This window comes from Dongia sp., assembly GCF_041910485.1.
Classification (GTDB): Bacteria; Pseudomonadota; Alphaproteobacteria; order Dongiales; family Dongiaceae; genus Dongia.
This window is the reverse complement of sequence record NZ_JAYRQR010000042.1, coordinates 151,378-171,766: the sequence shown is the minus strand read 5'-3', so window position 1 is coordinate 171,766 and position 20,389 is coordinate 151,378. Positions and strand designations below refer to the sequence as shown.

At 55.0% G+C, this 20,389-nt stretch carries 19 protein-coding genes and 3 pseudogenes; 18 read left to right on the top strand and 4 right to left on the bottom strand.

From position 1 onward, the window contains the following. Positions 1-672, bottom strand: a 672-nt coding sequence (locus tag ACE3PP_RS13575; RefSeq protein ID WP_374383144.1) for a metalloregulator ArsR/SmtB family transcription factor, incomplete at its 3' end; no start/stop codon positions are given. A 776-nt stretch (positions 673-1,448) separates the two neighbouring features. Here ACE3PP_RS13575 and ACE3PP_RS13570 point away from each other — a divergent pair. After that, complete coding sequence (locus ACE3PP_RS13570) at positions 1,449-1,937, top strand: hypothetical protein (RefSeq protein WP_374383142.1); 489 nt, start codon at positions 1,449-1,451, stop codon at positions 1,935-1,937. A gap of 494 nt (positions 1,938-2,431) precedes the next feature. On the opposite strand, the gene dcd is transcribed toward ACE3PP_RS13570, so the two are convergent. From dcd to ACE3PP_RS13555, 3 genes are all read right to left on the bottom strand, one after another. Beyond that, positions 2,432-3,085, bottom strand: coding sequence for a dCTP deaminase (gene dcd, locus ACE3PP_RS13565; protein WP_374383141.1), 654 nt, complete (start codon positions 3,083-3,085; stop codon positions 2,432-2,434). Then, positions 3,082-4,359 (bottom strand): hypothetical protein, encoded by a 1,278-nt coding sequence (locus tag ACE3PP_RS13560; protein ID WP_374383139.1) that lies wholly within the window; start codon positions 4,357-4,359, stop codon positions 3,082-3,084. Before ACE3PP_RS13560 ends, dcd begins: the two co-directional genes overlap by 4 nt. Before the next feature lie 123 nt (positions 4,360-4,482). Next, entirely contained in the window at positions 4,483-4,917 is a 435-nt protein-coding gene (locus ACE3PP_RS13555) for a hypothetical protein (protein WP_374383137.1), read from the bottom strand. 305 nt (positions 4,918-5,222) lie between these two features. Between ACE3PP_RS13555 and ACE3PP_RS13550 the strand changes: the two genes are divergently transcribed. From ACE3PP_RS13550 to ytfQ, 17 genes and pseudogenes are all read left to right on the top strand, one after another. Then, positions 5,223-5,723, top strand: a complete 501-nt coding sequence (locus tag ACE3PP_RS13550; RefSeq protein ID WP_374383135.1) for a hypothetical protein — start codon at positions 5,223-5,225, stop codon at positions 5,721-5,723. 83 nt (positions 5,724-5,806) lie between these two features. Continuing rightward, the gene (locus tag ACE3PP_RS13545) at positions 5,807-7,267 is read left to right on the top strand and encodes a hypothetical protein (RefSeq protein WP_374383133.1); all 1,461 of its coding nucleotides are present in this window, start codon (positions 5,807-5,809) and stop codon (positions 7,265-7,267) included. A gap of 197 nt (positions 7,268-7,464) precedes the next feature. After that, positions 7,465-8,385, top strand: coding sequence for an SAVED domain-containing protein (locus ACE3PP_RS13540; RefSeq protein ID WP_374383131.1), 921 nt, complete (start codon positions 7,465-7,467; stop codon positions 8,383-8,385). A 42-nt stretch (positions 8,386-8,427) separates the two neighbouring features. Continuing rightward, positions 8,428-9,225 carry a DUF1883 domain-containing protein gene (locus ACE3PP_RS13535; RefSeq protein ID WP_374383130.1) on the top strand — a complete coding sequence of 266 codons (798 nt, stop codon included), beginning with the start codon at positions 8,428-8,430 and terminating at the stop codon, positions 9,223-9,225. Positions 9,226-9,234: 9 nt separating this feature from the next. Beyond that, complete coding sequence (locus ACE3PP_RS13530; RefSeq protein ID WP_374383128.1) at positions 9,235-10,125, top strand: TIR domain-containing protein; 891 nt, start codon at positions 9,235-9,237, stop codon at positions 10,123-10,125. A gap of 91 nt (positions 10,126-10,216) precedes the next feature. Then, entirely contained in the window at positions 10,217-10,543 is a 327-nt protein-coding gene (locus ACE3PP_RS13525) for a hypothetical protein (RefSeq protein WP_374383127.1), read from the top strand. A gap of 144 nt (positions 10,544-10,687) precedes the next feature. Continuing rightward, positions 10,688-11,593, top strand: coding sequence for a hypothetical protein (locus tag ACE3PP_RS13520; protein WP_374383125.1), 906 nt, complete (start codon positions 10,688-10,690; stop codon positions 11,591-11,593). Continuing rightward, a complete protein-coding gene (locus ACE3PP_RS13515) occupies positions 11,583-12,359 on the top strand; it encodes a PP2C family serine/threonine-protein phosphatase (protein ID WP_374383122.1) in 777 nt (258 codons plus the stop codon). Before ACE3PP_RS13520 ends, ACE3PP_RS13515 begins: the two co-directional genes overlap by 11 nt. 79 nt (positions 12,360-12,438) lie before the next feature. Then, positions 12,439-12,861, top strand: a pseudogene (locus ACE3PP_RS13510) (TniQ family protein); the annotation flags it as partial. A gap of 213 nt (positions 12,862-13,074) precedes the next feature. Then, a complete protein-coding gene (locus ACE3PP_RS13505) occupies positions 13,075-13,446 on the top strand; it encodes a hypothetical protein (RefSeq protein WP_374383154.1) in 372 nt (123 codons plus the stop codon). A 705-nt stretch (positions 13,447-14,151) separates the two neighbouring features. Then, entirely contained in the window at positions 14,152-14,388 is a 237-nt protein-coding gene (locus ACE3PP_RS13500; RefSeq protein WP_374383120.1) for a cupin domain-containing protein, read from the top strand. A 54-nt stretch (positions 14,389-14,442) separates the two neighbouring features. After that, complete coding sequence (locus tag ACE3PP_RS13495; protein ID WP_374383118.1) at positions 14,443-14,862, top strand: hypothetical protein; 420 nt, start codon at positions 14,443-14,445, stop codon at positions 14,860-14,862. Next, positions 14,825-15,505: pseudogene (locus ACE3PP_RS13490) on the top strand (transposase); the annotation flags it as partial. The gene ACE3PP_RS13495 and the pseudogene ACE3PP_RS13490, both read left to right, overlap by 38 nt. A gap of 102 nt (positions 15,506-15,607) precedes the next feature. Continuing rightward, positions 15,608-15,937 (top strand): hypothetical protein, encoded by a 330-nt coding sequence (locus tag ACE3PP_RS13485; protein ID WP_374383116.1) that lies wholly within the window; start codon positions 15,608-15,610, stop codon positions 15,935-15,937. A 95-nt stretch (positions 15,938-16,032) separates the two neighbouring features. Beyond that, positions 16,033-16,193, top strand: a pseudogene (locus ACE3PP_RS13480) (IS3 family transposase); the annotation flags it as partial. 915 nt (positions 16,194-17,108) lie between these two features. After that, on the top strand, positions 17,109-19,196 hold the full coding sequence (locus ACE3PP_RS13475) for a methyl-accepting chemotaxis protein (RefSeq protein ID WP_374383114.1): 2,088 nt from the start codon (positions 17,109-17,111) through the stop codon (positions 19,194-19,196). A 203-nt stretch (positions 19,197-19,399) separates the two neighbouring features. Next, entirely contained in the window at positions 19,400-20,371 is a 972-nt protein-coding gene (gene ytfQ, locus ACE3PP_RS13470) for a galactofuranose ABC transporter, galactofuranose-binding protein YtfQ (RefSeq protein WP_374383112.1), read from the top strand. Positions 20,372-20,389 lie beyond the last annotated feature (18 nt).

Sequence of the window (20,389 nt, the reverse complement as noted above, 5' to 3'; positions counted from 1 at the left end):
TTGGGCCAGAACCTCCGGCATCGGTCCCTCTGTGGCTGGCTCCGAACCTGCCGAATAGGCACGGAATCGTGACCCGCCGATTTTCTGCAGGATCGCCTCCGCCATGATCGAGCGGGCGGAGTTGCGCGTGCAAAGAAACAGGACATTAAAAGGATCGGGTTGCATGGCAGTAGCCTCCGAGGTCAGAGATTCGAGAAATCGGCTGAGTTCCACATTGCGGCCTTGGTCGAACCCGCAGCACGCCTTGGCTAGAAAGGCGAGCAGATCGCGAAGCCGCTCCATATGAGCGGCGTAGACCAGGCTGCGACCGTGCCGCTGAACAACGATCAGTTCCGCCTGCTCCAGAGCACGGAGATGGAAAGAAAGGGTCGATGGAGCGATGCCGAGTTGATCAGCAATCTCCCCGGCAGCCATGCCTGTGGCCCCCGCGGCCAGGAGCGCCTGAAGCAGATCGAGACGTGTGGTTTGCCCCAGCGCCGTAAAGGCACTGGCGATGTTTTCGTTTTCCATATTTCCGGTATAATTGAAATGATCTGCTAACAGTATGAAACTATTGTGACGTTCTGCTGGACGAGCAGTTGAAAACCCCTGGAATCGTTTGCAGATGGCAATGGAATCCGTCGCTATCTGCAAACGATTCCAGGCACGTTTGTCGGTAGATCTTGCTGGCATCCAACCCGATCCTCAAATGTCATCGCGATCTCAGTGGCGTAAGCGTTTTGCGATCCACGGCCTTATTTTTAAGCGTTTTGCGACCAGGTTAAGTGTTTTTCGACCTGCGCCCACGTCCCTACTTGGGAATTCCCAGGCATGAAGAAAGAAGACAACGCCCCTCGTATCTCTAGGGCATTGCCACCAAAACCAATTAAAGATCATCAACGAAAAGTAATTGAAGATCGTCATGCACTCGCGACATTCCGGGTCGCCGGAACAGCCTGTGTAAGCCTTATGCGAGGATTACGGACAGAAATGTGTCCTTATGCGAACATTACGGACAAAATCGGCTCCAGCAGCCTTCTTATGCGAACATTACGGACAAGTGCTTGAGAGTGGGATTGATAGCGCCGGGCGGATACGCACCCTCGTCATTCTTCAATCTTAACGCGAAACAAAGATCGGCAACCAACATCGGCAAAAATCGCGAGGGAACGACGAATTCATCTTTGGTATCCGCAGGTTGCTCCGTATCAAACATCGGCAAAATACGCTGTTCGTAGACACGCCGTGTAGAAACTGACGCGAAAGTCCTCGTTTTAAGGACTCTTGCGTCCCTTTTTACACTGCTCCATGGTCGAAGTTTCCGCCCCACCGGGGTCCAGCCGACCATTGTGCGCCAAGACACAGGCTTACCTGCACGCATGCACGTCTACGATGTTGAAGCGTGAGTAAGCTCGCCCGCTTAACGAACTCATCTGCTGGTGACAGCATCGCATAATGGTGACGCCCATATGGAAAAACGTCCCCGTCAAATCATTGACGAGCACCTCATCGAAATCTCGATGAAAGTCATTGCCGGGATAGCTACTAAGATCGATGAAACGCGCCAACCCTATCGGCATCCGGAGCCGTTCAAGACCGACGGCGTGACTGTTCAGATGTTCCTGTCCGACGACGCCCCCGATGGAGAAGCACCAATTTATACCGTGCGTTTTGACGCAATCGAATGGCGCGCATGGGTGCGCCATTCCGGCGGGAATCTAGTTTATGGGAACAGCGTGATTTATGAGCTTCAGGATTTAGGACCGGATGTGAATATTTGTCCGTTCACGTTCGGCACTGAGTGGGTTGTCGAATTTCGGCCCACGTCGCGGTCGATCTTATCTGCCTTCGAACACGCTACCTCTTGGCTGGAAAAGCACCATATTTCTCTGAGTGATGCTTTCGCTGCCCATGAGAGTGCTCGCTGGAAGCGAGGCATAATGGGATTCTTCCGGTAGGCCCGGAACCACAGCGAGCAAACTGTTTGCACCCCTTGCTGTCAGTCCCAGATCACGTCACGTCTTCCTTCAGCCGACCAAACTCCGTCGCAGTTTCCCCATCCTGGCCCTGCAAAAATGCGGACTTGGATCGATCTTATGCTGCTGCCATTTCGGCCTGTCGGCCGGAAAGTTTTATCCCGGCATTGCCATTGTATATCAATGCATTAATGCTGGTTCTGGGGCGTTTGCGCCATAATGGCGGTAAGTTGAGTCAGCATCTGATCTATGTAAACGAGTCTTCCTGGTACGAATCGGATGGAAGTGAGAACTCTGCTGGCGGGTACTGGAAGCCATCGAGACGATGGCGCAATCTGACTCTGTGGGGGCCATACGAGTTCAACAAGGTTCTCATTTCCGGCACGAGGCGGACGGCGGCCGATATCGGGAACCACAACTATCCAGGTGGCTGGATAGGTAGAATCCGTCCCGCGTCTTCTCCAAAGGACAAATGATCAGGTCTTCGACAACTTCTCGAAACGCTGTTTGAGTTTTGCTAGGATCGTATAGGTTGGGTCCGAGGATATCTTCTGCGGTATCATATCAACGGTTCCCGCATATTGAGCTTGCTTCGCAGCCCCCTTGGCGGACTTTCCGTCTGCGTCCACTACTTCGTGAATAAAAAGCTGGGCGATCGTCTGGCCTGGATAGAGTGTTAGTGGTGTCTCGCCCAGATTTCTGAGCTCAAGCGTTAAGCTGCCAGCAAAGCCAGGATGGATACCCACGGCCGTGGCGACAATCAGCCCAAGCCGACCCCAGGTTGATCGACCGACCACATACGCCATGAGATCCGGGGGGAAGCGTAAGTACTCCAGTGTTTGGGCAAGCATGAACTGATGAGGGTGAATAGTCAGGCTAGCCCCAAATGGGACGTACTCGCGCCTATAGAGAGAAGTGAAATCGGGATGCGCTCCGTTGCTCAGTTCGTCAATGGCGCCCGTGGAAGACGGCGAGACAAGGCAAAAGTCAAACCCCAGTCGCAAATCCACAGATGCCTGACCGATCTTCACCTGAGAATCGATATCGAGAAGGGGAGAAACGACTAGGCGTCTATCCAAATCCTTCTGCTCCAGTCGATCTCTAATTGCTTGGGTGGAGAGTTCGCTCATTTTGTCTCCTCCCAAATGCGACGGGCATCCGAAAGCTCCGTTGCTTTCAAGAGCAATTCATGGAGGCGTTCAAGCTTATTCGCGGTTTCATCTCCACTCTTGCCGACCGGAGCGGAAATCTTGTCTGTACGTGTAAGAAGGGCTGCCCATCCGACGTTCAAAATGGTGCTCAGGGAAGTTGGTTCTGGACCATTAGGTCCCGGAGATTCGATTGGCGGAATAAGATTGCAGAGGGCTTCAAGATGTGTCGAAAGATCGACCTGTAATTGAGTGGGTGAGTAAAGAAGATCCGGGCAATGAGCTATGATGTAGTCCCTTGCCGCATCGAAGATCGCTGGGCCAATTACTGCGATCGCTGGCGCCAACTCAGTGCAGATCGCGGCGGCTTCTCGGCCAAACAGAGGCACAATATCGGCATAAAGTTGATCAGGAGGAGGGCAAGATGGGACGCCTGGACTATTAATCGTCTCGGTGATCTCCATGCCTGTTTCGGCCTTGAAAACTGCGAGAAAAGACGGATTCTCCTTGCTCATCTCCCTGAAGATGAGGCTGCGCCTGATGTCAGTCGGAGGATGTGTGGGAGCAATCCCATACGATTTTCCAGATAGCTGAATGAAGCCACAGAAAGCGAAGAAGAAGCTGGGGCCGCTAAGTGCGTAGGCGACAGCATCAGCCCTGATTTCGTTTAGCCATCTATTATAGATTGCTTGAATTAACGAGCTCGCCTTAGCCGACCAATTGATACTTTCCTTTTGAACCCTGGCACCGAGCCGCTGGCCAAATTGCTGCAGATCATGCTGAAAGGGAGCTTCATCGAACTGGATGCGGCCTTGAATTGCATGACCGAGCTCGTGATTGACCACAGCGAAGTGGGGCAACATGCCCATAGCATGGCCAGGAACGGTGACACGGAGAATGGGCCAGTTGATTTCACCGATTGCCTTCTTGAGCGTGGGCGCCAGGTACGTAAGAGTTTGGTAGTTCTTGCCAGAGTCATCTGGGCCTAATTCATAGTTAGGCAGATGCTCTGATCGAAAGAAGATGTCGTTGGTTATGCCAAGCTTCTTAACGATGTGTTGGAACGGGCCAACAATCTGATGAGGGATCTGACTGGCGTCGGCCCCGGCAACCCACTGCATGAGCGTGTATGAGGCCTCGCCCAATCGCTCCGCCTCAGTGATTAGCTCTAACTCCTTGTCTGGAGTGAGCCCAGGTCTCATCGACTCCTGAAGATAGAGTCGGGCGGAATCGGCTATCCCTTCAACGTAGTTCAACCATTTCCGGGGGCCAGTATGATGACCAGGAAACGGCTGCGCACGAAGTCGAGCGACCTCAATGCTGAGTCTGGCAAGGAAGAATGAGCAGGATTCCCGAGCTGACCGTGGGTGCATCCACTATTAGTAGCTAAAATCCTTTATGGGCACCAGTGGTTCTGTTTGAGCAGCTTTGCGGAACTCAGCAAGCATTGCTTCGAGGACTTCTCGAATTCTACCCACCCGGTCGGGCGCGACTTGGCCGCCTGCCTGCAATTCTTTAAGTGAGCTATGAGCTTCGCTTAGACGGGCTGGAAGTTCAGCGCCTATCGGGTCAGCCAAATACTCCAGGAACAACGAATAGCGCTCAATGGCATCCGCATCGCCGGAAACCGCCAACATGTTCTGACCGGAAACAGTACTGGCGCCGCGGTCGGCATCCGAGAACATGGAAGTCAAGCAATCTAGAATGATTGCACGACGCGCAGCCTCCATCTCCTCACCATTCAAAACGGCGAGACCATTCTGGAGGACACTCCAAAGACCAGGATCGCGAAATGGAGCGATTTGCGTCCTCATTTGAACCTCCCCGCTGTACATAGAAAAACCCAGGTTCTTACTAGAAGAAGAAATCGACAAGACCTATTTGATGGTCGGTCTTGGTCGGCAGCCCCGCTCCGATGACCCGTTCTCACAACGAAAGAGCGAGGGAACAAAAATAGCAATACCACAATATATGGTAGGTTAGCAATCCGCCTCGGCAATATATCCGGTCTGCGACAATTTTTGCGGCTTCTAACTTATTTTACGTGCCATTGACAAGGTTTTGGCTGCCATGACGTACTTGGGAGCCCCTTGGAAAAAGAATTACCCATTTCAGCCCAATGTCGAAAACGAAACCCAGCGCCAACCCAATCCTGCATCCCAAGGACGCTCGCCTACTCCTGGAAATCGTTGAAATCGATCAGCGGGGCCGGGTGTTGTTTTTTGCTCGTTGGGGCGAAACAGCGACCTGGTTGAAAAACCTGGAAGTGCCAGTCGACAACGCTCTGGTCGTGCTGGAGGCCCCCGGTCGCCTTTCCATTAGAAGCTGGCTCCCGGACGGTCCGCGGGTGCTTGAGCGCTACCAGGAGCTTCTCAGTCAAGAAGGCGATCCGGAGCTCCTACGGCGAATCCTTGATCGCTATCAAAAGATCGTCATTCGGTCCGACCGGAGGCCTTACCTGGGGGACATTGCCCTTACACATCTTGGGCTCCCGATTCGGCGACAAGAGCCAACTGCGCTCTACGCGGCGATCTTCCCTGACAGGATTGATCTGCTAAGCGTCGCATATCGCAATCAGGAACTCCTCGTTGGAGACGCACAGCTCGACGACCTGCCATAGGCAGGACTTAGAGCGGGCCATCCTAGTTGCTCTTATTTGTTGCTTGGCTATGATTCGGTCTCAACCGAATCAGAGACTCGTCAGTGAAACTAATTGCACATTTTGGCAAGTTCCTTGCCGATGAGGTCAACCTCAACCCGGATCGGATTAAAACCCTGACCAACAGGGTGGAGACGATCGAGGAGTTTCTGCGGAATAGCGACTTCAAGCCCAAGATTAGGCGCTTCAGCGCGCAGGGCTCTTGGTCCCATGGCACAATCATTAAGCCGCCAGGAAAAGCAGGCTTCGATGCCGATCTGCTCATGTTTGTGGACCCAGTTCCGGGTTGGACAGCAAAGCAGTACATCCTCGAACTCAACAGGGTGTTTCTGGCTTCTGGCGTCTACAAGGAGATGTCGGGGTTAGGAAATCGCTGCGTCACTATCGACTACGCCAACGACTTTAGCCTCGATGTGGTGCCATCCGTCGTCAATCGGCCTGGAGGGGCACATCAGTTTGAGGTCTGTTGCCGCAGCGATGATGTCTTCGAGCCAACGGACTCCGAGAGGTTTACTCGATGGGTTCAGCAACAAGCGGAGACCGTTGGCGACGATCGGCTCAGAGAGTCCATTCGCCTTATCAAGTATCTGCGCGACATCAAACAAACGTTCAGTTGCAAGTCAGTCTTGCTGACTACCCTGATTGCCGAGCGGATCACGCCCCTCGATCGTCAGCAACCTCACCTATTTGCGGATACTCCTACCACCCTTCGGACCCTCATTCAGCGACTGGATGAGTATCTTCAGGCGCGCCCAGATCTGCATCCGGTCCGGAATCCTATCCTTCCTATCGAACACTTCACTCGGCATTGGGATAAGGACAAGTACGCAAACTTCCGCGACATGGTCCACAAGTATCGCCAGTGGATCGATGACGCTTTCCAGGAAGGAAACGAGGAAGAAAGCATTAGCAAGTGGCAGCGTGTTTTCGGTGACGAGTTTGCCAAGGGAAAGACGGCAATTACCGCTATAGTTCAGGCAGCCCTGGTTCCTATAAATTTCGCCAACCATGCGTTCCGCGATGCTGTTGACGCTGTTTCCAGCCTAGGCGCTTCGGCGCTCGATCATGTGCGCAATACCGTGCCATGGATGAAGCCAATCCCATGGCGAATTGCGGGTAACCAAGTAGTACCGACGATAAAGGCGACGATGCATACGTCGCGGCACGCTCAAGCCCAGCGCGCTCTCAATTCCAGGGATATTGTGCCGAAGGGCGTGGAACTGCGATTTGAAGCCTACGACCGTAATGGCATGACGTTTGCTGGTCAGAAATCATTCAACATCCAGTGGCAGGTCGTTAACACTGATCAGGAAGCGGCTAATGCCCATAAATCTGGTGGTGAGGGCGCGGGTCTGCGAGGCGGCTTTTATCCGTCGACATCCCGAGGGGTCCGCTGGGAGCCTACAGGATATCGCGGCGTCCATTGGATCACAGCCTTTGTTATTCGCAAGCGTGACAAAGTCTGCGTTGGGCAGAGCGAGCGCTTCCTTGTCGTAGTCGAGTAGGATTAATGTTGTCTCCGAAAACTCGCGCAATTGTCTGGGCCAGAGCTGCGGGACGCTGTCAGTTCCCCGGATGCAACAAACACCTTATCGGTGATCTTGTTAGCAACAATGAAGATGGGAACTTCGGGTTCATCGCTCACATCGTGGCGGAGAAACCGGGTGGGCCGCGAGGTGATTTAATCCGATCTCCAAAGCTCGTGGACGAGCCAACGAACCTGATGCTGCTGTGTCACATCCATCACAAGCTAATAGACGTGGACGAAGTGGATAACTATCCAGAACAGCGTTTGCTGGATATAAAAGCAGCTCACGAGCAGCGCATTGAAATAGTTTCGGGCATCACAGCGGATCGCGCTACGCACATTCTTCGCTATGGAGCGAGAATCGGTGATCATCAATCACCAGTCTCTAGCTCGAAGGTGATGAATGCTATCATTCCCCATCGCCATCCAGCCGACAGAGGTACAATCGGCATAGAGATCCTGGGCAATGCCCAAACCGACGCCGAAGACACCTTCTGGCCGAACGAAGTGGCGAACCTACGACGCCAGTTCGCAAATAAAGTTCATGCCGAGATCGAGGGGCGGAGGATCGATCATCTTTCGGTCTTCGGCTTGGCTCCCATGCCATTACTCGTGGAGTTGGGTTCCCTGCTTGGCGACATCACGCCTGCAGACGTTTATCAGCTTCATCGTGAGCCCAGCGGATGGCAATGGGCCGAAGATGGCCCTCGCATGTCGTTCAAGATAGAGGAACCGCGGAACAAGACCGGAGCTGTCGCTCTCAAGCTGGGTATAAGTGCCACGATCACTGATGATCGAATCTTCAATGTCTTGGGGAGAGAAGCGGCGATCTGGTCCGTTTCAGTTGAAAATCCCGGAAACGATGTCATGCGCTTCAAAGCTGACCTGCAAGAGTGGCGCCGCTTGCTACGTGGCCTTTTAGAGAGGATCAAGGCGAGTTCGCCGCCCGATTCCACAATTCACGTCTTCCCTGCGATACCAGTATCAACGGCGATCGAACTTGGGCGAGTTCGTATGCCGAAAGCCGATTTGCCGTTCCTAGTCTACGACCAAGTGAAAGATCGCGGTTTCGTTCCGAGGTTGGAAATCAAGTAGTTCATCATCCAAAAGCTTTCCGCGTCTATGAGGATTTCTTAGATGCAGTATATCCATCATGACCTAGGTCACGTCAGCGGCGGCAGCATCGTTGAAGTAAATCTCTCGGCGGCTGCTAACGTCCGTCTATTGGACGCTTCGAACTACAATAGCTACCGGGCGGGGCGCCGTCACGATTACCAGGGCGGCCTGGCTCGACAAACTCCTGTTCGCTTGCAAATCCCACATACCGGAACCTGGTATGTCGTTGTTGACATGCAAGGCCTCCGTGGATCGGTGAGATCTTCAGCGAGAGTGATCCCGGCACAAGCGCTTCGCCCGTTACCAGAGATCAATCAAGCGCCGCTACGCAGTGTGCCGAGCCTGGTACATGAGGTTGATGACAATCAACCTCCGCCTAGTGGAAATGAAACGGCCGCATCGACCTATGATGTCTTCATCTCTCATGCTTCAGAGGACAAAGAAGAAGTGGTTCGTCCACTAGCTGTCGCTCTTCAGGCGGCTGGGTTGGCAGTTTGGTACGATGACTTCGAACTCAGGATTGGTGATAGCTTGCGCCGCAAGATAGACCAGGGTATCGCGCATAGTCGCTTCGGCGTTGTGGTCCTGTCCCAGGCATTTTTCGGGAAGGGGTGGCCCGAATACGAGCTGGATGGCCTTGTAACAAGAACTGTATCAGGCGAACAGAACCTCCTCCCCATCTGGCACAAAGTAACCAAAAAGGAGGTCATTGGCTATTCGCCGTCACTTGCAGATAGGCTCGCTCGAAATACGGCAACGCATACCGTCGAAGAGATCGCTGGCGAAGTCGCTGACGTTATTCGAAATCCTCCTCGCTAAAGCTGTCAGATGGAAAAGTATCAAGTCGCAGTATCTTTCGCAGGAGAGCAGCGAGTCTATGTCGAACAGGTCGTCCGCTCCCTTCAGTCGTTTGGCATTCCGGTTTTCTATGATGGCGACAACCAGGTCCTGCTATGGGGCAAAGACGGCATTGAGTTCTTCCATCAGCTATTCTCCGCCGAAACCTCTTACGTCGTGATGTTCATCTCCAAGGAATATGTGGAGAAACCCTGGTGCCGTCACGAACGTCGGTCAGCGCTTAGCAGAGCTCTTGTGGAGAAGGCTGAGTACGTTCTGCCAGTTCGGTTCGATGACACTCCCGTGCCGGGGATGCCGTCGAGCGTCCAGTATCTCGATGCGAACAAGCTCACGCCTTATGCCTTGGCGACCCAGATAGTTCAAAAGCTGGGAATCAACCCATTCGCGACCAAAGCGTCAGCCGTTCCCCCGCCACATGTCACGTCGACCAGGGGAACGATCACGTTCGACTACTCGTCTTACAACGGCGTCTATGTCCTCGGAAAAGATCCGTATTTGTTTGAAACCGCCTGGAGCAAATCCAGCGACATCAGCATTATTGCGTACAATGACAAGCCGAGCATCCATGGTATCGCTATAGCGACAGGAATGGCCGAGATTGGCGAAATCTCAGATGCCACTCTCTTTGACTACACCTCAAGAACCCGACGGCCAAGTATAGGACAGATACTCGTCCTTAAAAACACACATGGCTTCTACGCCGCGATCAAAATCTTAGCGGTTTCGGATAATACTCGTGGCGCGGACAAAGATGAGATGTCCTTTGAGTATGTAATTCAAACGGACGGCAGTTCGTCGTTCACTAGCGCCCCTAATTTTAGGGCCGCTCGCACCTCCGAAGCCCCACCGGGAGCACAGTGATCCTGGCGGCCTAAGCCTCGCCATTATCAAACAACTGTCGTTTCTTGCAACGCATTGCCGTCAACTGGGGATTCAACCTCAGGAGAGCGCCATGCTGGAATGGATCGACAAACCCGATCATCGGTGGAAGATGAGCGAGCTAGAAAGCGGCGGACTTCTCGTAGGAATCGAAGGCCCTGACAATTCGCAAGCAGTCGTCATGTTGCTGGGCGATGTTGCTGATCACTTGGACCGACCAGTGCAGCTCGAAATCAAAGATGACGAGTCCTTCCTGCATTGGAAGTCAGGAAAGGTTCAGTGCGTCGGCTGCTTTAGCCACATGTTCAATCGTGCAGCCAAGAACACCGGGCGCGCCAATGTCAGATGGAGAGATCGCGACCAGGCGCCGATTCATGAAGGAATCATTGAGATTCGATAGAATTTTAAGCGATAGATTTCTGGACTAAACTGCTCCTCGACGTATTTTTTCCCGACGCAATTGTCGGGAGTGAGTATGCCAAATGGCGTCAGTATGGATCGTGCTTTCGATCCCAGCAGTGGTTCTACTAGATTTGCAAATCACGTGAGCCAAGCCGAACGCGGTTTTCTCTGCGTTGGATGCCGCGTTCCAGTTGTTCACGTCTCGTCGTTCGTCATGAATGGACAAGACATTGACCTCAAAACGCAAATCCCAGCCCGTTTCCGTCTAGCAAGTCATCAACTCCATCAGGTCGACTGCGAATTCACTGCGCGTGGCCAGATTCGATTGATCGTCGATGAGGCGATCGCGGTCGAAGATGCTGCGAATCCCTTCGATAAGATCGGGAACCAATATTCCTTCCGCCTGAATGTTCCAAAGGAAGAGTTCAAAGCAGGTGCTGCTGCGGAAGGCATGGCAGGGCGGCTTGGCCCCGTCGATTTCAAGGAGCGAATGGAGCGGATTTGGAGTGGTCACAGAATCGCTTCATACTGCAGGTCAGCGCTTGGTTTGGCAAAAATATGGCTGTTTGTCGAAAGCAGCGCAGTGCGAAAAGGGTGCAGAGCTAGCGTCAAGATCAACGTCGATAGCCAAGAAATTGATTGGGATGACTTCGCATTTTCGCCAACTCGCTTCGATGCCGCGTTCCATCGTCTTGAATCTGAAGCGATCAGACATCCCATCGTGCTCCTAGTAAATATCCGGGCGCCGTCTTCGAGTCAGCAAGCCAAAGGACTCCTCCCATGTGTGCCATCGAAGGCTGCCAGGTCCGGAAATGATGCCAGAATCTCTCCAACACTCGCGGTGGCTCAGAACCTACTTGGGGACTTCAGGGTAGGCGGCTGGTATTTGGTCGTCGGTGACTGGTACGCGAAGAAGGGCAAAACTCATTTTGAAGGCCCCAATGGACCTATCGAGTATCGAAATATCCAGGTGAATGTTCGCCAAAGAGCTCAATTCATTGAGGTCAATCTGGGACAAGCATTCAATGGAGAACAGGATGCCGCTTGATTCGACCACTATCAGCCCTGTGCAGACGGCGTCCATATCATTGCAACTACGCGTCAGCGCTATTACCCACCGGGGAACTACCCGCACAGAGAACCAAGATCGGGTCTGCGTGAATGGCTGGACTATGGCCAGTTCAATGGATGCTGCCTTTGAGACTGTCATTTGCCCAGATGAAAAATGTGTCGTCATGGTGGCCGACGGCATGGGCGGCCGAAATGGGGGAGAGATTGCAAGCCAGACCGCCATTCAGTTCCTGAGCGCAAGGGTGCCGGATGCCGCAAACCTCGCCGAACTCAATCAGGTTATCATTGACGCCAACAAGCACCTTTACGACCAGATGACCGGCGCTACAAAGGGCATGGGCACGACGATTGTTGGGCTCTGGTTCCACGAAGGAACTGCACGATATTTCAACGTTGGAGATTCTAGAGTCTATCGCTTTGATCAGAGCGGTATCTATCAACTATCCAAAGACGACACGATGGCAGCGTACCTTGGAGCCAAGAAGAGCAGCTCGGCGCTTCTTCAAGTTCTTGGTGGCTCCAATCCGGAACGCGAAATCGAACCACATATCGGAAGTCTTCTGCTGAAGGCAGAAACGGGATTCTTTCTCTGCAGTGATGGCATCAGCGATTTGATCGCGGACGATGAGATCCTCGATATGCTCCGGAACCACGGGAATGGCGCAGCCGATGAGTTGGCGAGCCTAGCTTTTGAACGAGGTGGTCATGATAACCTGACAGCCATCGTTGTCAGTGTGGACTGACGCAAACCGTCCATCGTATTCGTCTAAAATCGAAGGAAATCGTAACATTTAATTGATAACTGCTTGGCAAATTCCATGGATGGCATGGACAACAACTTCGATCCCAAGCAAACCAATAATGACAATGAAGCAGTACCCAATTCGCCCTGAAGCATTAGAGGGTGAGAGCATTCTCGGCTACCTTAAACGAACGGCGAAGATCCTTGGCTCTGAAAACGTGGGAAATTTGATCCCAGAATTTCGCACCCCTGACCGTATATGGAGATTGCCCTTTGCCTGGAGCTTGGATCAACTTGCCGAGGCCTTAGGAGACCAATGGGAGGTCCTTCAAGACGGATTGTTGGGCGCCGACAAACCTGGCCTGGCGCACTTTCGTGGACAAGTGATCCTTCGGGATTGGGTCCGAACTAGTAAGATGTGGATCTGCCCGGAATGCTTGGTGGAGAGCCCTTACCACAGGCATATCTGGTATTTAGGACCGCTGAGTGCTTGCCATATTCACGGCCGAACCCTGATCAATGCCTGCCCCTCCTGTCCCGGACATGAATTTCAGTGGTCGTTGTCTGGAATAGAGGCCTGTCCGCGTTGTCAGATGCCGTTGACCTCGATGCAGGGTCGTAGCGTGGATCAGCGAACGCTAGACGCGATGAAGGTGCTTCATCTGATTGCGACTGGCGGAACTCACCCGCCAGGGTCGGTCTTGTCCGGATTGTCGATGGGTGATCAGTTCAATCTGCTGTTAAACCTGGGTCGTGTCGTTGCTGCCGTCGAAGGTAAAGCAATGCGCCCTGGGGAAAAGAAGGCGACGGTATCCCAATCTAGCCTGATTGCCCGCGGTGTCGCTCTGCTGGATGACTGGCCGATGAAGTTTACCCACTACCTTGAGCTGCTGATGGAGAAAAATGCTCGGGAGGCCAGGGACTCGATCATGCGACTGCGTCCCGTCCAAACCATGATCGAGATGCGGCCGGACGAAGGTTGGCGGCAAATCATCAACGATGTGTTCCGGGAATTCTTGCCACCCAAGAAGCTCAAGAGGCCTGGAACTGGACGGCTACGGCACGCTCCCCGATCACTGTTTGCCTAGCGTGGAATGTGCTGAACTTAATGTCTCTAGGGGAAGAACGGACTGATCCAGTCTACATTCGTCCCAATAGTGACTTTTCCTTCGGCTATTCGGGAGAATAGTGACCTATCGTTCGGGCTATTAATGGAACACTCCTGAGCTAACCCATTGATATTCTGTCGAGCCATTCTCTTTCTTAGGAATGTTTCAGATGTTCCTGTCGCTCAGGAAGATCGATAGGCCGAAGAAGGGGCGCTTGACCTATGCACGGTCCTTGTTCGTCTAGATCGGGGCGGCTCGGAAGCCAAGTATCCGCTTGCGATGGCTTTGGTTGAGATCAGAAGCTCCCGGATCTGAAGGCGCCTTGCTAACACCCGCCCGATAGCAGCTCGTCCACAGATCGAAGACACGTCTCAGGCCCGCAAGAAAGGGCACTGAATTCATCCCACTGACATACTGGTGCAGCCTCGCTCCTTTCACTTAATTCCTGCGCTAGCTGTGATTCGCGCGACTTTGGACCAGCCGCCGTGACGAGTTGCGGAGATCGGCGCGGCACCAAGTTGACGTTGCGACATTGCGAGATCTTAGGTACATTTTCATACGCGACTTATGGTGGTATGAACGCTCACGAGAACTCTGAAAGATGTACTTTCAGGCATCCCTGGTCAGCGGACACGCGAATGGCCCGACGGTGAGCCTTTCGCAGATGCACTGAAGCATGGGACCATGTCGGTCGAGGTGTTTGCACCCCGAGGGTCCGACAATCAAACACCGCATGATCAGGATGAGCTTTACATCATCGTGACGGGTCGGGCGCGATTTGAATGCTCGGGTGAAGCCAAAGCCGTTTCGGCTGGAGAGGTTGTGTTTGTTCCAGCTTTCGCCGAGCACCGCTTCCATGACATGTCCCCAGATTTCGTTACGTGGGTGATCTTCTGGGGCCCCTCCGGGGGCGAGAAGTAGTCGTGCGAGTGCATTTTTAACCAGAGCTAAACTACACCTGGCTTGAGAGAAAGCATGTCGCAAGAGAGGCTGTCATCGCAGATCATCGGACAGATCGCAATCTCGATACTATTCGTAACTCTAGTCGGCATGGGCTTCACCCTGCTCACGCCGATATTGTCCACGAAGATAGAGGCGGCGCTCGCAGGGACCTTGATTCTGCCTATTCCCTTCCTCGGCATCCAAATTGATCTGACCGACGCACGATCAACGGTACTGGGAGTCAATCTGGCACTTGGTGGAATAGCGAACCTCGTTGCAATACCGCTTGTACCCCGTTTTGTGGCTCGCTTTGGAGCCAAGAGTGCTGCTGCCTTCTGCTCATTGGGCATGAGCGCCTGCATGGTCGGCTTTTCCATGTCAGATTTCTGGGCATGGTTCCCACTTAGATTCGCATTCCATAGCCTCAGTCTATCGGCTCTTGAAGGCCCATGACCTCATCACCAGCCCGGCCTTCATCGTCATGAAGGCCGCCGACAGCTTCCATGACCAGACCACGGCCCCGAACCAACTCTGGCAGACCGACTTCACCTATCTGAAGGTGATCGGCTGGGGCTGGTACTATCTCTCGACCGTGCTCGATGACTATTCCCGCTACATCATCGCCTGGAAGCTTTGCACCACCATGAAAGCCGAGGATGTCACCGACACCCTTAACCTGGCGCTCACCGCCTCGGGCTGTGACCGGGCCAGGGTCAAGCACCAGCCGCGGCTGCTGTCGGACAACCGATCGAGCTACATCTCGGCCGATCTCGCCACCTGGCTGGAACGCAAGGGCATGCAGCATACGCGCGGCGCACCTTATCACCCGCAGACCCAGGGCAAGATCGAGCGCTGGCACCAGACACTCAAGAACCGCATCCTGCTGGAGAACTATTACCTGCCGGGGGCGCTCGAAGCCCGGATCGACGCCTTCGTCGATCACTACAATCACCAGCGCTATCACGAGAGCATCAACAACCTGACACCCGCCGATGTCTACTTCGGCCGTGGCCAAGCCATCATTGAACAACGGGAAAGGATCAAACGCGACACCATCACCCAACGACGCTTGCAACACCTGAACGCCGCTGCTTAAACTCAATAACCGATGAGCGATATCCTCCGTTAAATCACGGCCTCTCGTGTCTCAAATATTCTGCCGACGGACACCTCCGTTGAGCCATTAGGAAGGGCTAAAATGCTGATTGCTGCACGCAAGCTAGCCGTTCGATCAGAAGGCCTTGAGCTCACACTTGAAGTTCGTTTGTTCAAGCCGGTTTCTGAGGATGGAGCATGGTCGTGCCAATACGAAATCGACTGGCCTGACGGTACGAAGAAGGGGCGAGCGGTGGGAGTCGACGGCATTCAAGCCATTCTCGTGACCCTGCAGAAGATAGGCATCTTGCTATACACGAGCAAATATCACGAGAACGCGCAGCTCGTGTGGCCAGCAGCTGAAAGTGGGTACGGGTTTCCAGTGCCAAGCAACACCCGAGATCTTCTGATGGGAGAGGATGTCGAAATGTGAGGGGAGTGCCATGGCCTATCCCGGTGCAGTCAGGCGTATCGGCTGGCGGCGAACGTATGTGGCCGAGAGAGATCGCAAGATAAAAGCAGTATCTCGTTGATCACTACAATCACCAGCGCTATCACGAGAGCATCAACAACCTGACGCCCGCGATGTCTACTGCGGCCGTGGCCAAGCCATCATTGAACAACGGGAAAGGATCAAACGCGACACCATCACCCAACGACGCCTGCAACACCTGAACGCCGCTGCTTAAACTCAATAACCGATGAGCGATATCCTCCGTTAAATCACGGCCTCTCGTGTCTCAAATATTCTGCCGACGGACAAGACAATAAGCTACCTGTTGTCGAAGAGGTGTTTACGCCTGACCTGCTTGACAGCAGCGAATACCAATGCCTCCAAGAAGGGCGGTGGCTGAGCGGGCGTTATGAGAAAAACATCCGAGTTGACCAGCCCAACTATGGAGCAGGTCAGACTCATGCACACGTGTACGGCCGCAATAAAAGTCAGGAAATCGGGGTAATCAATCTCGATGGCTCTTCAAGCCATGGCACAAGAATGCGACTGCACAAAGACGACATCAATGCACTCAAGAGCAGAGGATTTTCCGTTCCCGACGATGGTATCGTCGAATGGATCGCCTGCTCCGGGAGTCTTCGCCTTCTCGTGGAATAATCAGTTCGTATCGTTTGGACGGCTGAGATCATTATCTGCATTTTGAGGGCAGGCTCGATCGAGCGGCCATGTGGGGTATCGCAGAGTGCTCTTGCGTACTCAATCACTGGTCGTTGACGTTGTCCGGCTGACACTTTGGCCTATTCCCGCGAACGTTCGCCCTAATAGCGGCTTCTGCAGGGGACATTCGACGAAATAGCGACCCGCCGATCGGGGTGATTGTGAAACACTCGTGAGCTAAGCTATTGTTTCTGTGTCTGGCTATTCGTGTCCGTAGGGACGTTTAAGAGTGGGCAAACACGTCAAAATCGCATTGCCTGATTTCGCGGCTTTCTTCCGCGTGCATTCGCCTTTCTTCACGCGGCGCGCTCTTAGGAACATAGGCTGATTGCGCCGTCTTTCCGCTTAAGTGGTGTTTAAGACCATTTATCTAAAATCATCGCTGATTGAAGGCCGGGACGGAGTGTCCGGACGTCGAATGGGGATGAAGATCATGGGTCTTTGGAATCGCCTGTCTCTGGCGACCAAGCTGCTGCTCCCGATTTGTCTCGCTCTGATCGTGGGCCTTGGTCTGCTTGCCTATGTCGTGCGCGACAAGTCAGCGGCCGAGATGCAGGCGCTTTCGCTCGATCTCGGCCGCGCGACGGCCGGCGTGGCGGCCAAGGATGTGCAATTGCGCTTCAACACCGGTTTCGAAGTCGCCCGCGTGCTGGCGCAAGCGACGGTGTCCGCCAAGAAGGCTGCTGCCCCGCGCGCCGCTTTGGTCGAGGCCTGCGCGGCGGCGACGCGCGCCAATCCCGACGTGGTCGGTTCGTGGATTGAGATCACAGGCCAGGAATATGACGGCGACAATGCCGGTCATGTCGGCGAGCCGGGCATGACCAAGGACGGCCGCATCTCGATCTATGTGACGCACAGCGGCACCGACGTCGCGGTGCAGCCCTCGGCCGAAGGCGAAAACGAAGCGATCACCCAGGAATATTTCAAAGGTGCCTTCGAGTCCGGACGCGAGTATGTGAGCGCCCCCTACATTTATCCGGTCGATGGCGTCGACGTGCTGATGACGTCGATCACCACGCCCATCATCGTCGACGGCAAGACGATCGGCGTTGCCGGTGTCGATATCCCGCTCGACGATCTCAACAAGCAGCTCGCGGAGAACAAGCCGCTCGGCGATGGCGGTCTCTATCTGCTGTCGTCCGGCGGCCTGTGGGTGGCGCACCCGAAGGCCGACTTCATCGCCAAGCCGCTGGCCGATACCGAGCCGCACTTCAACGATTGGTTCGCCAAGGCCGTCGGGGGCGAGAAAGTCGAAGTGGTCGATTTTTCGCAATCGCTCGGCTCCGATGTCTATCGCCTGTTCACGCCGATTCAATTGGGAGAATCCGAAAAACCCTGGGTCGTCGTCACCAATCTCATCGCAACGACGATCGGAAAGCCGGCGGCGATCATCACCAACATCATTCTCATGGCGTCCGTCGCCGTGATCATCGTGCTCTCCATCGTCATGATGCTGTTGGTGCGGCGCGTCGCGGCACGGCCGGTCGGGCAATTGACCGGAATCGTCGAACAAATGGGCGCCGGCAACACGAATGTCACCGTCCCCGGCACCGGTCGCGGCGACGAACTTGGCGTCATGGCAAAGACCATCGAATTCTTCCGTCAGAAGCTCATCGAGATCGAGGAGCTGCGCCGCAAGACCGAGATGGCGGAACAGGAAGCGACAGCGGCCCGCCGGCGCGGCATGCTGGAACTGGCGGACACGTTCGAAGCGTCGGTCAAGGGTGTCGTTCAGGCCGTCTCCGCTTCGGCGGTGGAGCTTGAAGCCAATGCCCAATCCATGTCGAACGTCGCAGCTTCGGCCACGCAGCAGGTGCAGATGGTGGCGGCCGCCACCACCGAAGCCTCGTCGAGCGTCACCACGGTCGCGGCGGCGTCCGAGGAGCTTTCCGCCTCGATCTCGGAAATCAGCCGGCAGGTGAGCGATTCCTCGCGCGCCGCGGGCGATGCAGTGGGCGAGGTCGAACGCACCGGCGACACGATGAACGAGCTTGCGGCCGCCGCCGAGGAAATCGGCGGTATCGTGCGCCTCATCGGCGAGATCGCCAGCCAGACCAATCTGCTGGCCCTCAACGCGACCATCGAGGCGGCCCGCGCGGGCGATGCCGGCAAGGGCTTCGCCGTCGTGGCGTCGGAAGTGAAGAACCTCGCCAACCAGACCGGTCGCGCCGCCGAGGACATCACCGGCCGCATCGCCAAGATCCAGGCGACCAGCAATGCGGCGGTTCAGGCGATGACCAGCGTGCGCACGACCATCGCGCGGGTGAGCGAGATTTCGGCCGCCATCGCCGCCGCCGTCGAAGAACAGACCGCCGCCACCAAGGAAATCTCCGGCAATGCGACCCAGGCGGCGACGGGGACCGAGGAAGTGGCCCGCAACATCGAGGGCGTCTCGCGCACGGCCGATGATGCCGGCACCGCCGCCGCCCAGGTGCGCGAGGCATCGGGCGAGCTCGCCAAGCAGGCCGAGGCGCTGCGGCGCGAGGTCGATTCCTTCATCGCCCGCGTCCGCAGCGAGTAATCCCGCGACAAGACCAACGCAGGGCGGGAGCCGATTGAGGCTCCCGCACATGCGAACCGATCTCGCACCTGCGAATTATCATATAGTATGATAATATCCCTTCCCAAGATGGCGAGCCTATGCCATTGAATCGGCGACCGCCGATCTCAAAAAGGGGCCCGCATGAGGTCCCCAAATCGGCGGCTTCATTAGGGAGAGACGCCATGAAGATTGTGAAGTCGTTGCGGCAGATCCTCGCCGCGACCGTGTTTTCGACCATCGCCCTTTCCATGCAGGCGGCCTCGGCCGACAGCCTGGTCGTGGGCTTTTCGCAGATCGGTTCGGAATCCGGCTGGCGCGCCGCCGAAACCAAAGTCTCGAAGATCGAAGCGGAAAAGCGCGGGGTCGATCTCAAGATCGCCGACGCGCAGCAAAAGCAGGAAAACCAGATCAAGGCGATCCGTTCGTTCATCGCGCAAGGCGTCGATGCGATCTTCCTCGCCCCCGTCGTCGCCACCGGCTGGGACGCCGTGCTGGAAGAAGCGAAGGCCGCCGAAATTCCGGTCGTCCTTCTCGACCGCACCGTCGACACCAAGGATGATTCGCTCTACCTGACCGCCGTCACCTCCGACACCGTCTATGAAGGCAAGGTCGCCGGCGAATGGCTGGCCAAGGAAACGAACGGCAAATGCAACATCGTCGAATTGCAGGGGACGGTCGGCTCCAGCCCGGCCATCAACCGCAAGAAGGGCTTCGACGAGGCTATTGCCGCCCATCCCGACATGAAGATCATCCGCACCCAGTCGGGCGACTTCACCCGGGCCAAGGGCAAGGAAGTGATGGAAAGCTTCCTCAAGGCGGAAAATGGCGGCAAGAACATCTGCGCCGTCTATGCCCACAATGACGACATGATGATCGGTGCCATCCAGGCCATCAAGGAAGCGGGCCTGAAGCCGGGCAAGGACATCCTCACCATCTCGATCGATTCCGTGCCCGACATCTTCAAGGCGATGGCCGATGGCGAAGCCAATGCGACGGTCGAACTGACGCCGAACATGGCCGGTCCCGCCCTCGATGCCATCATCGCGTTCAAGAAGGACGGCACCATGCCGAAGAAATGGATCCAGACCGAATCGAAGCTCTATCTGCCGGATACGGCAGCGGCGGAGTATGAGAAGCGCAAGGATCTGTACTGATGTGAGCGCGGCGGCCGG